This is a genomic window from Carboxydocella sp. JDF658, from assembly GCF_002049395.1.
In the GTDB taxonomy this organism is placed as follows: Bacteria; Bacillota.
Window position 1 is genome coordinate 1 of the sequence record NZ_BDLR01000041.1, and the last position, 14883, is coordinate 14883.

At 52.2% G+C, this 14883-nt stretch carries 20 protein-coding genes and 1 riboswitch; of the genes, 11 read left to right on the top strand and 9 right to left on the bottom strand.

Features of this window, described 5'->3' with window-relative positions; genetic code table 11:
• From JDF658_RS07770 to JDF658_RS07780, 3 genes are all read left to right on the top strand, one after another.
• The coding region (locus tag JDF658_RS07770) for a CoB--CoM heterodisulfide reductase iron-sulfur subunit A family protein (RefSeq protein WP_143311973.1) at nucleotides 1-954 on the top strand (954 nt) is incomplete at its 5' end.
• On the top strand, nucleotides 945-1361 hold the full coding sequence (locus JDF658_RS07775; protein WP_079907072.1) for a hydrogenase iron-sulfur subunit: 417 nt from the start codon (nucleotides 945-947) through the stop codon (nucleotides 1359-1361). The genes JDF658_RS07770 and JDF658_RS07775, both read left to right, overlap by 10 nt.
• A gap of 6 nt (nucleotides 1362-1367) precedes the next feature.
• Nucleotides 1368-2324, top strand: coding sequence for a LysR family transcriptional regulator (locus JDF658_RS07780; protein WP_078665050.1), 957 nt, complete (start codon nucleotides 1368-1370; stop codon nucleotides 2322-2324).
• On the opposite strand, the gene JDF658_RS07785 is transcribed toward JDF658_RS07780, so the two are convergent.
• Complete coding sequence (locus JDF658_RS07785) at nucleotides 2237-2602, bottom strand: L,D-transpeptidase (protein ID WP_078665051.1); 366 nt, start codon at nucleotides 2600-2602, stop codon at nucleotides 2237-2239. The two genes, JDF658_RS07780 and JDF658_RS07785, sit on opposite strands and share 88 nt — an antisense overlap.
• 87 nt (nucleotides 2603-2689) lie before the next feature.
• Here JDF658_RS07785 and JDF658_RS07790 point away from each other — a divergent pair, with 87 nt between their 5' ends.
• Nucleotides 2690-3838, top strand: a complete 1149-nt coding sequence (locus JDF658_RS07790) for a metallophosphoesterase (protein WP_159446590.1) — start codon at nucleotides 2690-2692, stop codon at nucleotides 3836-3838.
• A gap of 15 nt (nucleotides 3839-3853) precedes the next feature.
• Here JDF658_RS07790 and JDF658_RS07795 read toward each other — a convergent pair whose 3' ends face one another.
• The 7 genes from JDF658_RS07795 to pduL form a co-directional block, all read right to left on the bottom strand.
• Complete coding sequence (locus JDF658_RS07795) at nucleotides 3854-5056, bottom strand: NAD(P)/FAD-dependent oxidoreductase (RefSeq protein ID WP_079907075.1); 1203 nt, start codon at nucleotides 5054-5056, stop codon at nucleotides 3854-3856.
• A gap of 93 nt (nucleotides 5057-5149) precedes the next feature.
• Nucleotides 5150-6256: a 2-iminoacetate synthase ThiH gene (gene thiH, locus JDF658_RS07800; protein WP_078665054.1), complete on the bottom strand. Its 1107-nt coding sequence runs from the start codon at nucleotides 6254-6256 to the stop codon at nucleotides 5150-5152.
• 11 nt (nucleotides 6257-6267) lie between these two features.
• Nucleotides 6268-7032 (bottom strand): thiazole synthase, encoded by a 765-nt coding sequence (locus JDF658_RS07805; RefSeq protein WP_078665055.1) that lies wholly within the window; start codon nucleotides 7030-7032, stop codon nucleotides 6268-6270.
• Between the two features lie 4 nt (nucleotides 7033-7036).
• A complete protein-coding gene (gene thiS / locus JDF658_RS07810; protein WP_200803466.1) occupies nucleotides 7037-7240 on the bottom strand; it encodes a sulfur carrier protein ThiS in 204 nt (67 codons plus the stop codon).
• A gap of 5 nt (nucleotides 7241-7245) precedes the next feature.
• Complete coding sequence (locus tag JDF658_RS07815; RefSeq protein WP_079907077.1) at nucleotides 7246-7989, bottom strand: HesA/MoeB/ThiF family protein; 744 nt, start codon at nucleotides 7987-7989, stop codon at nucleotides 7246-7248.
• Entirely contained in the window at nucleotides 7986-8624 is a 639-nt protein-coding gene (gene thiE, locus JDF658_RS07820) for a thiamine phosphate synthase (protein WP_107753206.1), read from the bottom strand. The genes JDF658_RS07815 and thiE overlap by 4 nt, the downstream gene beginning before the upstream one ends.
• Before the next feature lie 70 nt (nucleotides 8625-8694).
• Nucleotides 8695-8809: riboswitch (TPP riboswitch) on the bottom strand.
• Between the two features lie 34 nt (nucleotides 8810-8843).
• Nucleotides 8844-9506 (bottom strand): phosphate propanoyltransferase, encoded by a 663-nt coding sequence (gene pduL, locus JDF658_RS07825; RefSeq protein ID WP_307167941.1) that lies wholly within the window; start codon nucleotides 9504-9506, stop codon nucleotides 8844-8846.
• A gap of 141 nt (nucleotides 9507-9647) precedes the next feature.
• On the opposite strand from pduL, the gene JDF658_RS07830 reads away from it, so the two are divergent.
• The 7 genes from JDF658_RS07830 to JDF658_RS07860 all read left to right on the top strand — a co-directional run bounded on the left by JDF658_RS07830 (nucleotide 9648) and on the right by JDF658_RS07860 (nucleotide 14472).
• The gene (locus JDF658_RS07830) at nucleotides 9648-9929 is read left to right on the top strand and encodes an ACT domain-containing protein (protein WP_078665059.1); all 282 of its coding nucleotides are present in this window, start codon (nucleotides 9648-9650) and stop codon (nucleotides 9927-9929) included.
• A 17-nt stretch (nucleotides 9930-9946) separates the two neighbouring features.
• A complete protein-coding gene (locus tag JDF658_RS07835; RefSeq protein WP_078665060.1) occupies nucleotides 9947-11305 on the top strand; it encodes a PFL family protein in 1359 nt (452 codons plus the stop codon).
• Nucleotides 11306-11396: 91 nt separating this feature from the next.
• Entirely contained in the window at nucleotides 11397-11942 is a 546-nt protein-coding gene (locus JDF658_RS07840; protein WP_078665061.1) for an O-acetyl-ADP-ribose deacetylase, read from the top strand.
• Nucleotides 11943-11992: 50 nt separating this feature from the next.
• Complete coding sequence (locus JDF658_RS07845) at nucleotides 11993-12292, top strand: DUF5665 domain-containing protein (protein WP_078665062.1); 300 nt, start codon at nucleotides 11993-11995, stop codon at nucleotides 12290-12292.
• An 11-nt stretch (nucleotides 12293-12303) separates the two neighbouring features.
• Nucleotides 12304-12828 carry a nitroreductase family protein gene (locus JDF658_RS07850; RefSeq protein WP_079907078.1) on the top strand — a complete coding sequence of 175 codons (525 nt, stop codon included), beginning with the start codon at nucleotides 12304-12306 and terminating at the stop codon, nucleotides 12826-12828.
• A 12-nt stretch (nucleotides 12829-12840) separates the two neighbouring features.
• Nucleotides 12841-13512 carry a TraR/DksA C4-type zinc finger protein gene (locus JDF658_RS07855; RefSeq protein ID WP_159071830.1) on the top strand — a complete coding sequence of 224 codons (672 nt, stop codon included), beginning with the start codon at nucleotides 12841-12843 and terminating at the stop codon, nucleotides 13510-13512.
• A gap of 69 nt (nucleotides 13513-13581) precedes the next feature.
• On the top strand, nucleotides 13582-14472 hold the full coding sequence (locus tag JDF658_RS07860; RefSeq protein ID WP_079907080.1) for a GGDEF domain-containing protein: 891 nt from the start codon (nucleotides 13582-13584) through the stop codon (nucleotides 14470-14472).
• A gap of 43 nt (nucleotides 14473-14515) precedes the next feature.
• Here the strand turns inward: JDF658_RS07860 and JDF658_RS07865 are convergent, their stop codons facing one another.
• Nucleotides 14516-14821 carry a DUF5671 domain-containing protein gene (locus tag JDF658_RS07865; protein ID WP_079907081.1) on the bottom strand — a complete coding sequence of 102 codons (306 nt, stop codon included), beginning with the start codon at nucleotides 14819-14821 and terminating at the stop codon, nucleotides 14516-14518.
• Nucleotides 14822-14883 lie beyond the last annotated feature (62 nt).

The following is a 14883-nucleotide window of genomic DNA, read 5'->3' on the forward strand; positions in this document are numbered from 1 at the left end:
TTTGACTGGACCAGATATGAGGAATATGGCGGGGGTAGATACCAGGATGTCATCAGCGGTTTACAACTGGAACGCCTGTTAAATGCATCCGGACCTACCGGCGGCAAAATCCTGCGGCCTTCTGACGGTAAAGTTCCCCGGAGTGTGGTTCTGGTCAAATGTGTCGGTTCCCGGGACTACCGGAAAGGCAAGAGTTATTGTTCCAGAGCCTGTTGCATGTATACTGCCAAACATGCAATGCAAATCAAGGAAAAAATCCCGTCAGCGGAGGTCTATGTCTTTTATATGGATGTGCGAACTGCTGGTAAGATGTATGAGGAATTTTACCTGAGGGCAGTAGAGGAATATGGGGTTAATTACCTGCGTGGCAGAGTCGCCAAAATTTATGAACGAGATAACAGATTGATCGTCTGGGGTGAAGATACCCTCAGCGGGCAGAAGGTAGAAATCGCGGCTGATCTGGTGGTTCTGGCTACCGGAATGGTACCGGCTGCCGGTGCGGAACAGCTGGCCCAGATTTGCAGCTTCGCTGCGGACAGCAATGGCTTTTACATGGAAGCTCACCCCAAATTGAGGCCAGTTGAAACCAATACTGCTGGCATATTTTTAGCCGGTTGCTGTCAGGGGCCCAAAGATATCCCGGACACAGTGGCGCAGGCCAGTGCAGCGGCCAGCAAAGTAACAGCCCTCTTTGCCCAGCAACATCTGGTAACCAATCCGATGGTTGCAGAAGTAAATGAGCAGCTTTGTTCAGGATGTATGCATTGTCAAAGCATATGTCCCTATCATGCTTTAGAGTTCAAGGAAAGCCAGGGGCGATGGGTGACTATGGTAAATAAAGGGCTCTGTCAGGGCTGTGGTGCCTGTACCGTTGCCTGTCGTTCCGGGGCGTTGAATCTCAGTGGTTACACCAATGAGCAATTGCTGGCGGAGGTGGTCTGGGCATGTCAGTAAAGGAATGGCAGCCTAAAATCATTGGATTTTGCTGTAACTGGTGTAGTTATGCCGGGGCAGACCTGGCAGGGATTAGCCGCTTGCAACAACCGCCTAATGTCAGGGTCATCCGGGTGCCCTGTTCCGGCAGGGTAAATCCGCAATTTATTCTTAAAGCTTTTCAGCATGGGGCCGATGGGGTACTGGTGGCTGGCTGTCATCCGGGTGATTGTCATTATGCTACTGGTAACTATTTCACGCGCAGAAGATTTTTGATTTTCAAGCGATTACTGGAATATGTAGGCTATGAACCGGGTCGGTTGAGAGCCCGCTGGATATCAGGAGCGGAAGGGCAAAAATTCGCTTCTACTACCAGGGAAATAGTAGAAGAGATTAAACTGCTAGGCCCCAATCGACGATTGAGGTGAAATTCGATGAATTTGGATTATTTAAAAACGCTGGTAGTAGTGGCTGAATGCAGGAATTTAACGGAAGCAGCTGAGAGATTGGGAGTTTCCCAGCCAGCAGTTACCAAACAGATTAAGGTGCTAGAGGAAAGGCTGAATACCAGACTGCTGATCAGGGGCAAAAAAAATCTGGAATTAACAGAAGCCGGTATTTTGCTGGAACTTTATGGGCGGGAGTTGCTTCAGCTCTGGGAGAAGGCCCAGCTGGATTTGTGTAAACTCAGCTGCCAGCAGGCAAAACAGAGGCTAAGGATTGCCAGCATGATTAAAGGCCCTTTTCTGACCTGGTTACTGGAAAATTTTAAGAAGATTTATCCACGGGTCCCTGTTGAACAGGTGGAGGGATCCCTGGATTTTCTAACCGCCAGTAAAGATATTCTGGTTATCAGTGCTGAAAGACTGAAGATCCCGGAGTACACAGGCGAAGCAGTTTATCGAGATAAACTAGTTCTGCTGACAGCTAAAAAACATCCCCTTGCCAGTCTAAAAACCATTAATTTTTATGAACTTGCCCGCCAACGGATTTTTACGCTAAAAGCAAGTTATCCTTTTGCTATGGTTGCGGGTAAACATAACATTAATTGCAGTCAGGTCATCACTCTGGACAGTCTGGATGCTGTTTTAACAGCTGCCAGAACAGGACAGGGCGTAGCCCTGGTGCCGAAAAGGGTGACTCTGGCTTATTACCAGGCTAATATGCTGCTGCAAGAGCTTAAGGTTATAGGCTTTCAGGGGGAATACCAGCTCTGGGCAAATTATCCGGAAAGGGAATTTGCAGCAGCAGCTAGCTTCATGGCTTTTTTAAAAAATTCCCTGACTCAGGAAAAAATCGCCGCTTACTTTGCCAGTTCCGACCAGGGCTCAGAACGAATCCAGACCGGGGTCCAGATGCTAACCCGGGAAAAAAGCTCTTCGATATGCTGATTGTGGAGGCGCACACAGCCATTGGAAACGGCCAGGCCGATTGAAGCGGGATTGTTAGTACCATGAATACCGTATTTACCCCGGGGGACGAAATGAAAGGTTAGCCAGCGGCTGCCCAGGATGCCCCCGGGATTGATTATTTTCTCCAGTATACGAAAATTCCCCTGCGGGGTCGGAGTCTGGGGTTTGCCGATGGCAATAGGGTAGATGGCCAGGGGCTTGCCATTTTGCAGGAGATAAAGTTTGCGGACAGAGAGGGAGATATAGATACCATTCATATCCCTTCCTCCTCTTGTATCTCTTTAAAATTTATGGCACAATATAGGGGCTAGATGCGAAAATGTTGTTACAAGGAGTGGCAGTTGGTGCGCCATAATGGTTTCTATATCTTTCTTGCCATTTTTTTAAGCATCTATGTTTTGCTTAATTATTACGTTGGCCGGCGGGGCTGGCTGCTGTTCAGTTACTGGCTCCCCTGGCTGGACAGAAAGTTTTACTGGGTTGTTTTCTGGTTACTGGCGCTTGCCTATCTAATTGGAAGACTGGGCAAAAGGTTTTTACCCTGGCTGGACAGCTGGGGATTTACTATGCTGGGATCCTGGTGGATGGGAGCATTTTATTATTTACTCCTGAGCTTAATTATTTTTGATCTGATTAAATTTGTACTGGGACGGATGGGTTTATGGCCGAATTCGCTGACACCTATTCTAGGCCTGGGGCTTTTTCTGTTTATTGTCGGGCTGTTAGTCTACGGTTTTTACAATGCCCGCCAGCCAGTGGTGCGTACCTATGCGGTCAATATCAATAAGCCAGGTGGGCAACTGGACAGCTTGAAGGTCGTTATGCTCAGCGACCTGCACCTGGGACGGATCAATCACAAACAGCGTCTGGAACAGGCTGTCCGGCAAATCAATACCATCAAGCCGGACCTGGTGTTACTAGTAGGAGATATTATTGATGAAGATACCGCTCCTTTTATCGAACAAAAGATGGCGGATGCCTTTCGCCAGCTTCATTCCCGCTATGGGGTTTATGCTGTCACCGGTAATCATGAATATATCGGAGGTGAAGCGGAAAGAGCAGTGGCAGCCTTAAGGGAAGCAGGCATTACCGTATTAAGGGATGAGGCTGTATTCGTAGCAAACAGTCTCTACCTGATTGGCCGGGAAGATCAGGTAAAGGAACGATTTACCGGTAAAAAAAGAAAACCCTTGGCGGAAATAATCAAGAACCTGGACCGCCATAAACCCATGCTGCTGATGGACCATCAACCCCGGCAACTGGAGGAAAGTTTAATGGCAGGTATAGACCTGCAGGTCTCCGGACATACCCATCGCGGTCAGCTCTGGCCTAATAATTATTTAACCAGTCGTATCTATGAGGTGGACTGGGGCTATTATCGCAAAGGTTCGTTGCAGGTGGTAGTGTCTTCTGGCTATGGTACCTGGGGGCCACCTTTCCGCATAGGCAATCAGCCGGAAATTGTGGTTTTGCAGCTATCCTTTCAGAAATAAAAAAGGCTTGCTCCGTTAGGCGAGCAAGCCTTTTTTGATGACCAGGGGCAATCCTCCCAGTTTATAGAGGTAGCGGATAGCTACTGCTTCTTTCAGAATATGACCGATCAGGCCGGTGGCCCGGTATTTTTTGACCTTACCCACAGCATAACGGCGTCCCAGGGACGCTACCACTCCCCGATGAATAAATCGGAAGGGAGTAAGGGGTTGCCCTGTCAGCAAGTTAACCAGGTTTTCCCCTACATGCTCAGCTTGCTGTAAAGCGACCTGAGCAGTAGGGGGGAGAGGTTTTCCTTCCGGACCGAATGGCAAAGAACAGTCACCGATGACGAAAATGTTTTCCCAGCCCTGGGCCCGGTTAAATGCATCCACAGGGGTACGGCCTCGCTGAACAGGGAAGCCGCTCGCTTCGACGACACGATTGCCCCGGACGCCGCCGGTCCAGATGATGGTACCGGTGTGGATTTGCCGGCCTGATTTAAGACAAACCAGCTCGGATTCCACGTGATGAATGGGGTCCTGGGTTATAAGTTCGATGCCTTTGGCGGCCATAATTTGAGCTGCCTGTTCACAGAGGAAGGCATCATTGCCCGGCAAAACACAGGGAGCAGCTTCGATATTAATGATTTTGGTTTTTTCGACCGGGATATCATAGCGACGGGCCAGTTCCGGCAACCAGTCGGCCAGCTCAGTAGCCAGTTCTACCCCGGTAAACCCGGCGCCACCGATGACGAAGGTCAGCAGGTGTTTTTGCTCCGGCTCAGCTTTGTAGCGGGCCAGGGCGTTGGCAATGTGAGTATGGATCAAGCGGGCCCCATTTAAACTGTGCAAGGTCAGGGCATTTTCAGCCAGGCCGGGAATGCCGAAATACTCTGGTTCACTGCCCAGAGCGATAATCAGATAATCATAGCTGAGGACAGTGCCATCACTCAGGTGTACTTGCTGGCGTTCCCGATCTATGCTGGAGACAATCCCCTTGTGAAACCGGACCCGGTTTAAATCCAGCACTTCTGCGATTTCTACCCGCACATCTTCAAAATCATTGCGTCCGGCGGCGGGTTCATGGATTTGCGCCAGAAACTGATGGTAAGAGTGTTTATTGACCAGGATTATTTCCGCCTGTTCGGGGGGCAGTTTTTTGGAGAGCTTTTTGGCGCAAATCATGCCTGCATAGCCTGCGCCCAAAATCAGAATACGGGGTTTTGTTTGCATAGTCATTGCCAGACTCCTTTCCGATATGTGAAAGTGTGTACTTGCATTAGTTGTTGCTAACAATTATAACCCCACTATTCCTATTTGGCAAGTATATTTTTAACAAAAACGGGGCCAGTCCTTGAAGACCGGCTGATAGCCTTTACTTAACAACATCCTTTTTATTTCTTCTACAGGTCTTTCATCAGCAACACTGAACTGTCCAGCGCTGGCATCGGCTTCTACGGCATAACCCCCAACAGTGGTTTTGGAACCGGCGGACATAGAAGTGATACCTAGAGGCACCAGGTGATCCCGCAATTCTGCTCGCTCTCGGGTGGAGAGGGTTAGGCCAGCCTGGGGCAGAAAAAGACGAAAAGCCAGGATTATTTGGACTAATTCCCGGTCACTGACCGGATAGGGGGGCTGACTGCCTGGCAGTGGTCTTAACCTGGGAACTGAAAGAGCGATTTCCACTTCCGGGTATTTTTTTTGCAAGTAATAGGCATGCAGTCCAGCCAGAAAGGCTTCCATCCGCCATGGTCCCAGGCCCAGCAGAGCACCCAGGTTGACCCGGCGCATGCCCGCCCGGCAAGCTCGTTCCGGTGCGTCCAGCCGGAAATGGTAATCCTTTTTGGGCCCGGCCAGATGATAGCGGGCATAAAGCTCAGGATCATATACTTCCTGATAGATGGTCAAACTGTCTGCCCCGGCTGTTACCATCTGCCGGTATTCCGCCTCGGTCAGAGGGTAAACTTCCAGTCCCAGAGAGGAGAAATAGGGTTTTAGTATGTTAATACATTCAGCCAGATACTCCAGACTGGCATGGCGGCGCGATTCGCCGGTTAACAGCAGGAGATGGCGAAATCCGGCGGCAGCCAGAGTTTGCCCCTCTTGCCAGACCTCTTCCCTGGTCAGAGTACGTCGGGGCAGGGATTGACCGGCATGAAAATGGCAATAAGTGCATTTGTTAACACAGTAATTGCTGAGATAGAGGGGTGTATATAAAAGGATATTACGACCAAAATGTTTCATGGTCAGGGCATGGGCCCGCTGGGCCATTTCTTCCAGTAGTCCGCCGGCAGCGGGGGAGAGCAGGAGCAAAAACTCCAGGGGATGGAGGGAGTTTTTGCCCAGCAAGGCCCTGATTTGTTCCGGACGGGCAGTTGTCAGCCGTTCTTCCAGATTGGCGGCGGTATAGGTTTGAGCATAATCGAAAAAACTCATTTTTATTCACCTCAATCCAGGAAACCGGTCAGGGGGGAGCTGGCCCGGGCCAGGCTGGATTCCGGACCCAGTCCGGCCAGATAAGCTGTTCGTCCCGCTTCTACCGCCTGCCGGAAGGCAGCAGCCATTGCCACCGGGTCCCGGGCAGTGGCTATGGCAGTATTGAGCAGGACGGCAGCGGCGCCCATTTCCAGGGCTTCAGCAGCATGGGAGGGACGGCCGATCCCGGCATCCACAATCACTGGAACCTGGCACTCCTCGATCATAATGCCAATCAGCTCTCTGGTTTTCAGGCCCCGGTTAGTACCAATAGGGGCACCCAGGGGCATGACAGCGGCAGCTCCGGCTGCTTCCATGGCTTTGGCCATCATCAGGTCAGGAGACATATAGGGCAGAACGGTAAAGCCTTCTTTGGCCAGAATTTCCGTCGCTTTTAAAGTTTCGTAATTATCAGGCAACAAATATTTCTGGTCGGGGATTACTTCAATTTTAATCCAGTCACCGCAACCGGCTGCACGGGCCAGACGGGCCAGGCGCACCGCTTCCTCGGCATTACGGGCTCCGGAAGTATTGGGCATGAGGATAATGTCTTTGGGAAGATAATCCAGGATATTATCTTCCGGGTGGGTAAAGTCCACCCGCCGCAGAGCTACGGTAACAACCTGAGCCCCGGCGGCGGCAATTACTTCCGGCATGAGGGTATGGGGCAATTTGCCACTGCCGATAAAGAGCCGGCTATTGAGAGTATAGCGACCGATTTGCAACTGATCAGCCATAGTCTTAACCTCCTCCTAAAAATTTCACGATTTCCACCTGATCGCCCGGATTTAATGCCACTTCTGCGAAGCGGTTGCGGTCGATAATTTCCCGATTTACTTCCACAACCACCAGCTGGGGATTGAGGTTTTTGCTGGCCAGTAAGGCGGCGATAGTAGTGCCCGCTTCAATCGAAGTCGGTTGGCCGTTCAGGAGAATTTCCACCATAAAACCTACCTCCTTTGACAGATGCATTCAGGCTTAACGGCAAAGGGCAGGGTGCGGGCCGTCATGTCGAGGCCATCAAAAATGAACAAACGTCCGGTCAAGAGCTGGCCGGCACCCAGCAAAAACTTTATCGCTTCCTGGGCCTGGATGGTTCCCAGGGTACCGGCGACGGCACCCAGAATTCCCACCGTTTTGCTGGTGGGAGTAATTTCCGGCGGGGGAGCCGCCTGGAAGAAGCAACGCAGACAAGGAGTCTGGCCGCCTGGCACCCAGGTCAGAGTTTGCCCTTCCCAGGCCAGGACACCGGCGTGGGAAAAGGGGATTCCCGCTTGAACACAGAGGTCATTGATCAGGAATTTGGTATCGAAGTTATCACTGGCATCAATAACAAAATCATATTGGTACTCCCGGACCAGGGTCAACAGATTATCAGCGGTAATGCGCTCCTGGTGCAGGTTAACCTGTAAATCGGGATAAAAGTCCTGCAGAGTGCGGGCGGCCGAGGTGGTCTTGGGCCAACCCAGGCGGTGACTGCCATGTAAAATCTGACGATTGAGGTTGGAGTCTTCAACCCGATCATTATCGGCCAGCCCCAGGGTGCCGACACCGGCAGCAGCCAGGTAATAGGTAACGGCCGAGCCCAGGCCCCCGCAGCCGATAACCAGCACCCGACCCTGTTTTAATTTGGCCTGCCCTTCCGGGCCGATTTCCGGCATCACCAGCTGGCGTTCAAAACGTGAGTTATTCATGCCTTTCTACCTCCGGCCACGAAATTTTTCAGCTCCCGGGCGGCAGCTGTTACATCAGGGGCGGCTACCACAGCGGATATGACAGCTACATTGCGGGCACCGGCAGCCAGTACTTGCTGGATATTACCGGCATTAATACCCCCGATGGCAACAAAGGGGACAGATAATTCCCGGGCTACACGCTGTACCAGGCTCAGGCCTACAGGTTTTTCCGCATCGGGTTTGGAACTGGTGGGGAAAACGGGTCCAACCCCGATATAGTCTACCGGCAGTTTACTGGCAGCCAGGGCCTGTTCCCAGGAATGGGTGGAAAGGCCGATGATCTTATCTGGTCCCATGATTTGCCGGGCCATGGTAACCGGCAGGTCATCCTGGCCTAAATGCACACCATCGGCATCAACGGCCAGAGCAATATCCACCCTGTCGTTGACGATAAAGGTGGCTCCATAGCGGTGGGCCAGTTCCTTGAGGGCCAGACCAGCAGCTACCAGCTCGCGGCCGGACAGATTCTTTTCCCGCAGCTGTATCACGGTGGCTCCACCGACCAGGGCAGCTTCCATCACTGCCAGCAATTCCCTGCCCTGAGCCAGATGCTGGCCGCTGATTACATACAGGGATAAATCCAGTTTTTTCATGCACATCCTCCTCCCCTAAGAAATAAGCACCTGACCGGGTCGGTCAGGTGCAGTGTAAGCAAAAAGCGCTGATCTTTTCACCTACCTTCCCTCCGCCGGTATTATCCGTCTCAGGTTCAAAGGGTTAGAACGGTTCATCGCCCGTCCTTCTCAGCCCGGCTCAACGAGCACCCCCAGGTAGTATCACTATTGCTTTTTTTCATTATATACCAGAATCCATTAAGCAGGCAATAGTCTTTTTGCGATCACTAGAACCTGTTGTCCCTGTCTAATCCCGGCAGCATTGGCCTCATCGGTATCGAGATGAAAGTCGGGCAGATAATCCCTGGAAACCCTGACCAGGACGTTATTGAATACCACTTCTTTTTCCCCTTCTGCTAATATCTGCAGGCGATCCCCGTCTTCCAGGCCATGCTGCCGGGCGGTAGCCGGGTCCAGATGCAGGTGGGGTGCGGCCTTGATAACCCCAAAAGGCAGGTCGACAGAACCCCGGGGTCCCACCAGAACGATGCCGGGAGTACCATCCAGATCCCCGGAATCCCGAATGGGTGGTTCCAGTCCCAGCTGATAAGCATCGGTGCCGGAGAGTTCCACCTGGTTATAAGGGCGGCAGGGACCTAAAATCCGCACTTCCTCCAGGACACCCTTAGGGCCGACCAGAGTGAGGGTTTCCTGGGCGGCATACTGGCCCGGTTGACTGAGGGGTTTGGCCGGAGTGAGCTGATAGCCGGGGCCAAACAGTTCCTCCAGGTCGCGCTGGGTTAAATGGATATGGCGGGCAGAGATACCGACCGGTACCGGCCAGGGCTCGGGATAGGGCTCCAGATAAGGAGAGATGAAAACAGGGGCGGCTATTTCAGCTGGCAAAATTTCTTCTCTCACCAAGGGATACACCTCCTCCACTGTTAGGTTTAACCGCGCAAGTATCTTGCATACATCTAAAAAAGACTTGTCAGCAGGTATGTACTTGTTATAACATAGTAACTATAAGCTAAAGTCTGTGCAGAAACAGGGGTGGTAAAAATGAAAAAATCCAATCGCGCTATTGTAACGGTATTAGGACAGGACCGGGTAGGTATCATTGCCGGGGTAACGGGAGTGCTGGCTGGCTATAATGTCAATATTCTGGATATTCGGCAAACCATTATGCAGGAATTCTTTACCATGATGATGCTGGTAGACCTGGAAGAGGCCACTATAGATTTTTCTGCCCTGGCGGCGGCCCTGGATGCCAAAGGCCAGGAACTGGGAGTGCAGGTTCGCATTCAGCAGGAAGATATTTTCCGCTATATGCACCGGATTTAAGAAGGGGGACGGCGAACATGCTAACCAACAGAGAAATTCTGGAGACCATCCGGATGGTGCAGGAAGAAAACCTGGATATTCGGACCATTACTATGGGCATCAGTTTGCGGGATTGTGCTCATGAAGACATAAAGGAAGTACGGCGGCGTATTTATGACAAAATCACGACCAGGGCGGCCCGGCTGGTGGCGGTGGGGGAAGAGCTGGAAAGGGAATATGGTATTCCCATTGTTAACAAACGTATTTCCGTTACGCCCATCGCTCTGGTGGGAGAAGCCTGCCGGGCCGATGATTATACGGAACTGGCCCTGGCGCTGGATGAAGCAGCCAGAGAGGTTGGGGTTAATTTTATCGGTGGCTTTTCCGCCCTGGTTCATAAAGGTTTTACCAAAGGGGATATTAACTTGATCAAGTCCATTCCCCGGGCACTGGCCCAGACGGAACTGGTTTGCTCTTCCGTCAATGTCGGGACCACCCGGGCAGGGATCAACATGGATGCTGTTGCCTGGATGGGGCAAATCATCAAAGAAACCGCTCAGCTAACCGCTGACCGGGATGGTCTTGGCTGTGCCAAGCTGGTGGTTTTTTGCAATGCTACTGAGGACAATCCTTTTATGGCCGGCGCCTTCCACGGGATAGGGGAACCGGAAACGGTTATCAATATGGGAGTCAGTGGTCCAGGGGTGGTCCGCAATGTGGTCAGCAAAATGCCTGATGCTGATTTCGGCACCCTGGCCGAGACCATCAAGAAAACTGCCTTCAAAATTACTCGCATGGGTGAGTTGATCGGCCGGGAAGCATCCCGCCGGCTGGGAGTGCCTTTTGGCATTGTGGATCTGTCTCTGGCCCCTACACCGGCCATCGGGGACAGTGTGGCTGATATCCTGGAAGCCATGGGGCTGGAAAGGACAGGTACCCATGGGACCACGGCGGCCCTGGCATTGCTCAATGATGCCGTCAAAAAAGGCGGTGCCATGGCTTCTTCCTATGTTGGTGGACTGAGCGGAGCATTCATCCCGGTCAGTGAGGATGCCGGCATGATCAGGGCGGCAGAAGCCGGAACCCTGACCATCGACAAACTGGAGGCCATGACCTGTGTCTGTTCTGTCGGACTGGACATGATAGCTATTCCAGGAGATACACCGGCGGAAACCATCAGTGCCATTATTGCTGATGAAGCGGCTATCGGCATGATTAACCAGAAGACTACTGCTGTACGGGTTATACCTGTGCCAGGTAAACAGGTAGGGGAAGTGGTGGAGTTTGGCGGTCTCCTGGGCAGGGCTCCCATCATGCCGGTACACCGGGAGAGCAGCGCTGCCTTTGTGGCCCGCGGTGGCCGGATTCCTGCACCGATCAATAGCTTGAAAAATTAATTGTAAATCCTCCCTCTGGCAGGGAGGATTTTTTGATATATTGTCATTAATTTTAAGGCCAGGATAAAATGGTAACCGGGGGTGATGTTTTGTGGAAAGAATAATCAACGGAATTAGGTTACGGCTAATTCAGGGGGATATAACCCAGCAGCATGTGGATGCTATCGTCAATGCCGCCAATAACGCCCTGGCCGGGGGTGGCGGAGTAGATGGTGCTATTCATCGGGCCGGAGGGCCACAAATTATGGCTGAATGCCAGGCCATTCGTACCCAAAGGGGACCTCTGCCCACCGGGGAGGCGGTGATTACCACCGGGGGCAAGCTGCCAGCCAGGTATGTGATCCACACCGTTGGACCCATCTGGCAGGGAGGAAAGGCCGGCGAAGCCCAATTGCTGGCAAAGGCGTATCAGAGCAGTTTGCGTTTGGCCGAAGAAAGGGGGGTTAGCACTATCGCTTTTCCTTCCATCAGCACCGGGGCCTATGGCTATCCTGTGGCGGAGGCGGCACGGGTCGCGCTGGGCACGGTAATCACTTTTCTGGAAAAAGCCACTACCCTTAAGGAAGTGCGGTTTGTTTTATTCAAATCACGGGATTTAGCGACTTACCAGGAGGCTTTGCAGGAACTGCTTCCATGAATTTTTCCCGGTACACGGGGGTAAACTGAGGGCAGAAACGGGGGATGGGCATGACGGAGCGTGAAACCTGGGCCCGGTTGGAGAGAAAAATCGAGGAACTGGGCCTGGCGATGGAAAAGATGAAACTGGCCGAGTATGTAGAATTACTGCGCAAGCCAACCCGCTTGCTTTATCTCAATTTCCTGGCCGGTATTGCCCGGGGGTTTGGTATGGCCATTGGCTTTGCCCTGCTAGGAGCGCTGCTGATTTATATCCTGCGGCGCCTGGCCATCTTAAACCTGCCCCTGATCGGCTCCTTTATTGCTGAACTGGTGAAAATTGTCCAGACCCAGTTACAAATTCGCCCATAGGAGGAAGCGGTATGACCAAGGATGTCTTTGCTGCTATAGCAGAACGGCGGAGTGTACGCCGTTTCAGCGGGGAAGCAGTGGCTGATGCCACCATTACCCGCATTCTGGAGGCAGCTCTGCAGGCCCCCAGTGCCGGCAATCTGCAGCCCTGGAAATTTTACGTGATCAAAAAAGAGGAGAGCAAAAAGGCCCTGGGAGAGGCAGCCTGGCAACAGGAGTTTATCGCTTCTGCCCCGGTAGTGATAGTGGTCTCAGCACTGCCGGAACTGGTGGCTGCCCATTATGGGCCCCGGGGACGGGACCTTTATGTCATTCAGGACACAGCAGCCGCTATCATGAACCTGTTGCTGGCTGCCCATGCCGTCGGCCTGGGCAGTTGCTGGGTAGGGGCCTTTCTGGAGAAGGAAGTCAGGCGTATAATCGGGGCAGGGGAGGATGAGCTTCCGGTGGCCATTATTCCTCTGGGATATGCTGCTGAGGAATCTGCCAAACCGGCCCGGCGCTCCCTCAATGATTGTGTGGTCATCCTGGACTGAGGAGGCAGTATGATGGACCAGCAGTTTATGCAACAGCAAGCAGAAAGAATCAAGCAAGCGATGGCAGAATGGCAGGAAAGCCTGCGGGATTTACGGGAGGATGGCCTGGGACGTTCCTTCCAGGAAACTACTTCCGAACTCTCCCTCTACGATAATCATCCTGCTGATGTGGCCAGTGAGCTGTATGAACGGGAAAAGGAACTGGGAATCCAGGACAATTTCGAAGTCCTGCTGTCCAAAGGAGAAAGAGCCTTACAGGCAATTGCAGCAGGTAACTACGGCATCTGCGAATTCTGTGGAGCAACCATTCCGCGCGAGCGGCTGGAAGCCATGCCCTGGGCTACTGCCTGTTTACGCTGCCAGCGCCATCAGGAACAGCTGGGAACCAAACGCCATCCCCGCCCCATTGAAGAGGATGTAGTGGTACCGCCCCTGGCCATGCAGAGCCATGATACCAATTTCCGGGAACTGGGCGATGCCGAAGATGAGCAGATGTTTGACGGGGAAGATGCCATGCAGGCTCTCTATCGCTGGAATGAACACAGTGATGCTGCCGGGGCAGGCTCCTATACCGGCGGTCTGGATTTTGACGAAAATGCTGGCTATACCGAAGATGTAGACCATATTCCCTATGACCGGGAAGATGGGGTGATCTGGGGTCAAACTCCCGGAGATGAAGAATAAATTGCTCTTGACGCCAGTGGATTTTCCCCCTTAAAATATTGACTAAAAATAATTTTAGGGGGAAAATTTGTGCAGGAAGTATTGCTGAATGTGATAAAAAGCTCAATCAATGAAATTTTAGCCGGTCTGTATGATGCAGTGCGCCTAGTTTGTTGTGCCAGCCATGACCAGTATATATTGACTGCTGACGGGGAACTGAAAAAGCAGGAAATCAGCTGTCATGAATTCTGGCAACGCCCTCACCCCTGCCAGAATTGCGTCGGCCAGCGGTCCAAACATTCCTGTGGGCAGGAGGAAAAGGTGGAAATCTATGAAGATAAAATCTTCCTGGTCGTTGCTATGCCCCTGGCCGGAGGCGAGTATGTGCTGGAAATCATCAAGGACATTTCCCATCTGATCGGTGCCAGAAATGAGATCATCCAGCGCTGTGAACAGCTGCGGGAACAGCTGGAGGTGCTGGCTCGCCAGGCTTATGTGGATAGCCTGACGGGCCTGTGGAACCGCCGCTACCTGGAGGAAAAATTTCCTGAGACCCTGAAAAAGGCCGGTCTAATGGGGAAACAGGTTGCCGTTTTGATGGTGGATATTGATCATTTTAAACAAATTAATGATACATATGGTCATAACTTCGGCGACCGGGTCTTAGAACGGGTGGGACAGATTTTACAACAGGGGATTCGCGGCCGGGATGCGGCAGTGCGTTATGGTGGGGAAGAATTTGTCGTTATTCTTTACGATGTGCCGGCGGAAGTAGCAGTGCGCATTGCCGAAAGGATGCGTAACCAGATTGCAGCCGAGGAGTTTCAGTTCTGTGACCGCCAGGTCCGGGTTACTGTCAGTATCGGTCTGGCTTTCAGTCGGGCAGACAAATCAGCTGAGGACTTGCTGGCCAGTGCTGATCGCCGCCTCTATCTGGCCAAACAACAAGGGCGCAACCGGGTAATCTGGACAGAAGCATAAAACAAGCCAGCCCTCCGCTTGCAGGATTTGCGGAGGGCCCATTTTATGCTTCCGAGCGCTGAATTTTATGCCAGTGATAGAGGTAAACCGGAGTGGCAACACCGAATATAGCCAGGGAGCTGATTAATTCTCTAATTCGATAGTAGCGCTGCCGTTCCTGTTCGAGTTGCAGTTCCTCCTTGCTGGCCTGGGTACTGTTAGGATCTTTGTAAACTACCGGAGGGGGTTCGGGGTAAACGATATTGACCACTGCATCCACAACCCGGATGGCACCGATCACCATCATCATCAGGGTAGCAAAAGCGACCAGATATAGATAAATGCGGCGAATGTCCCAGTTGCTCGCCATTGAATTCACACTCCCTTCCTCTCTATTATACTATCAAGTAGCGGAGTTGTAAAAGCTATGAT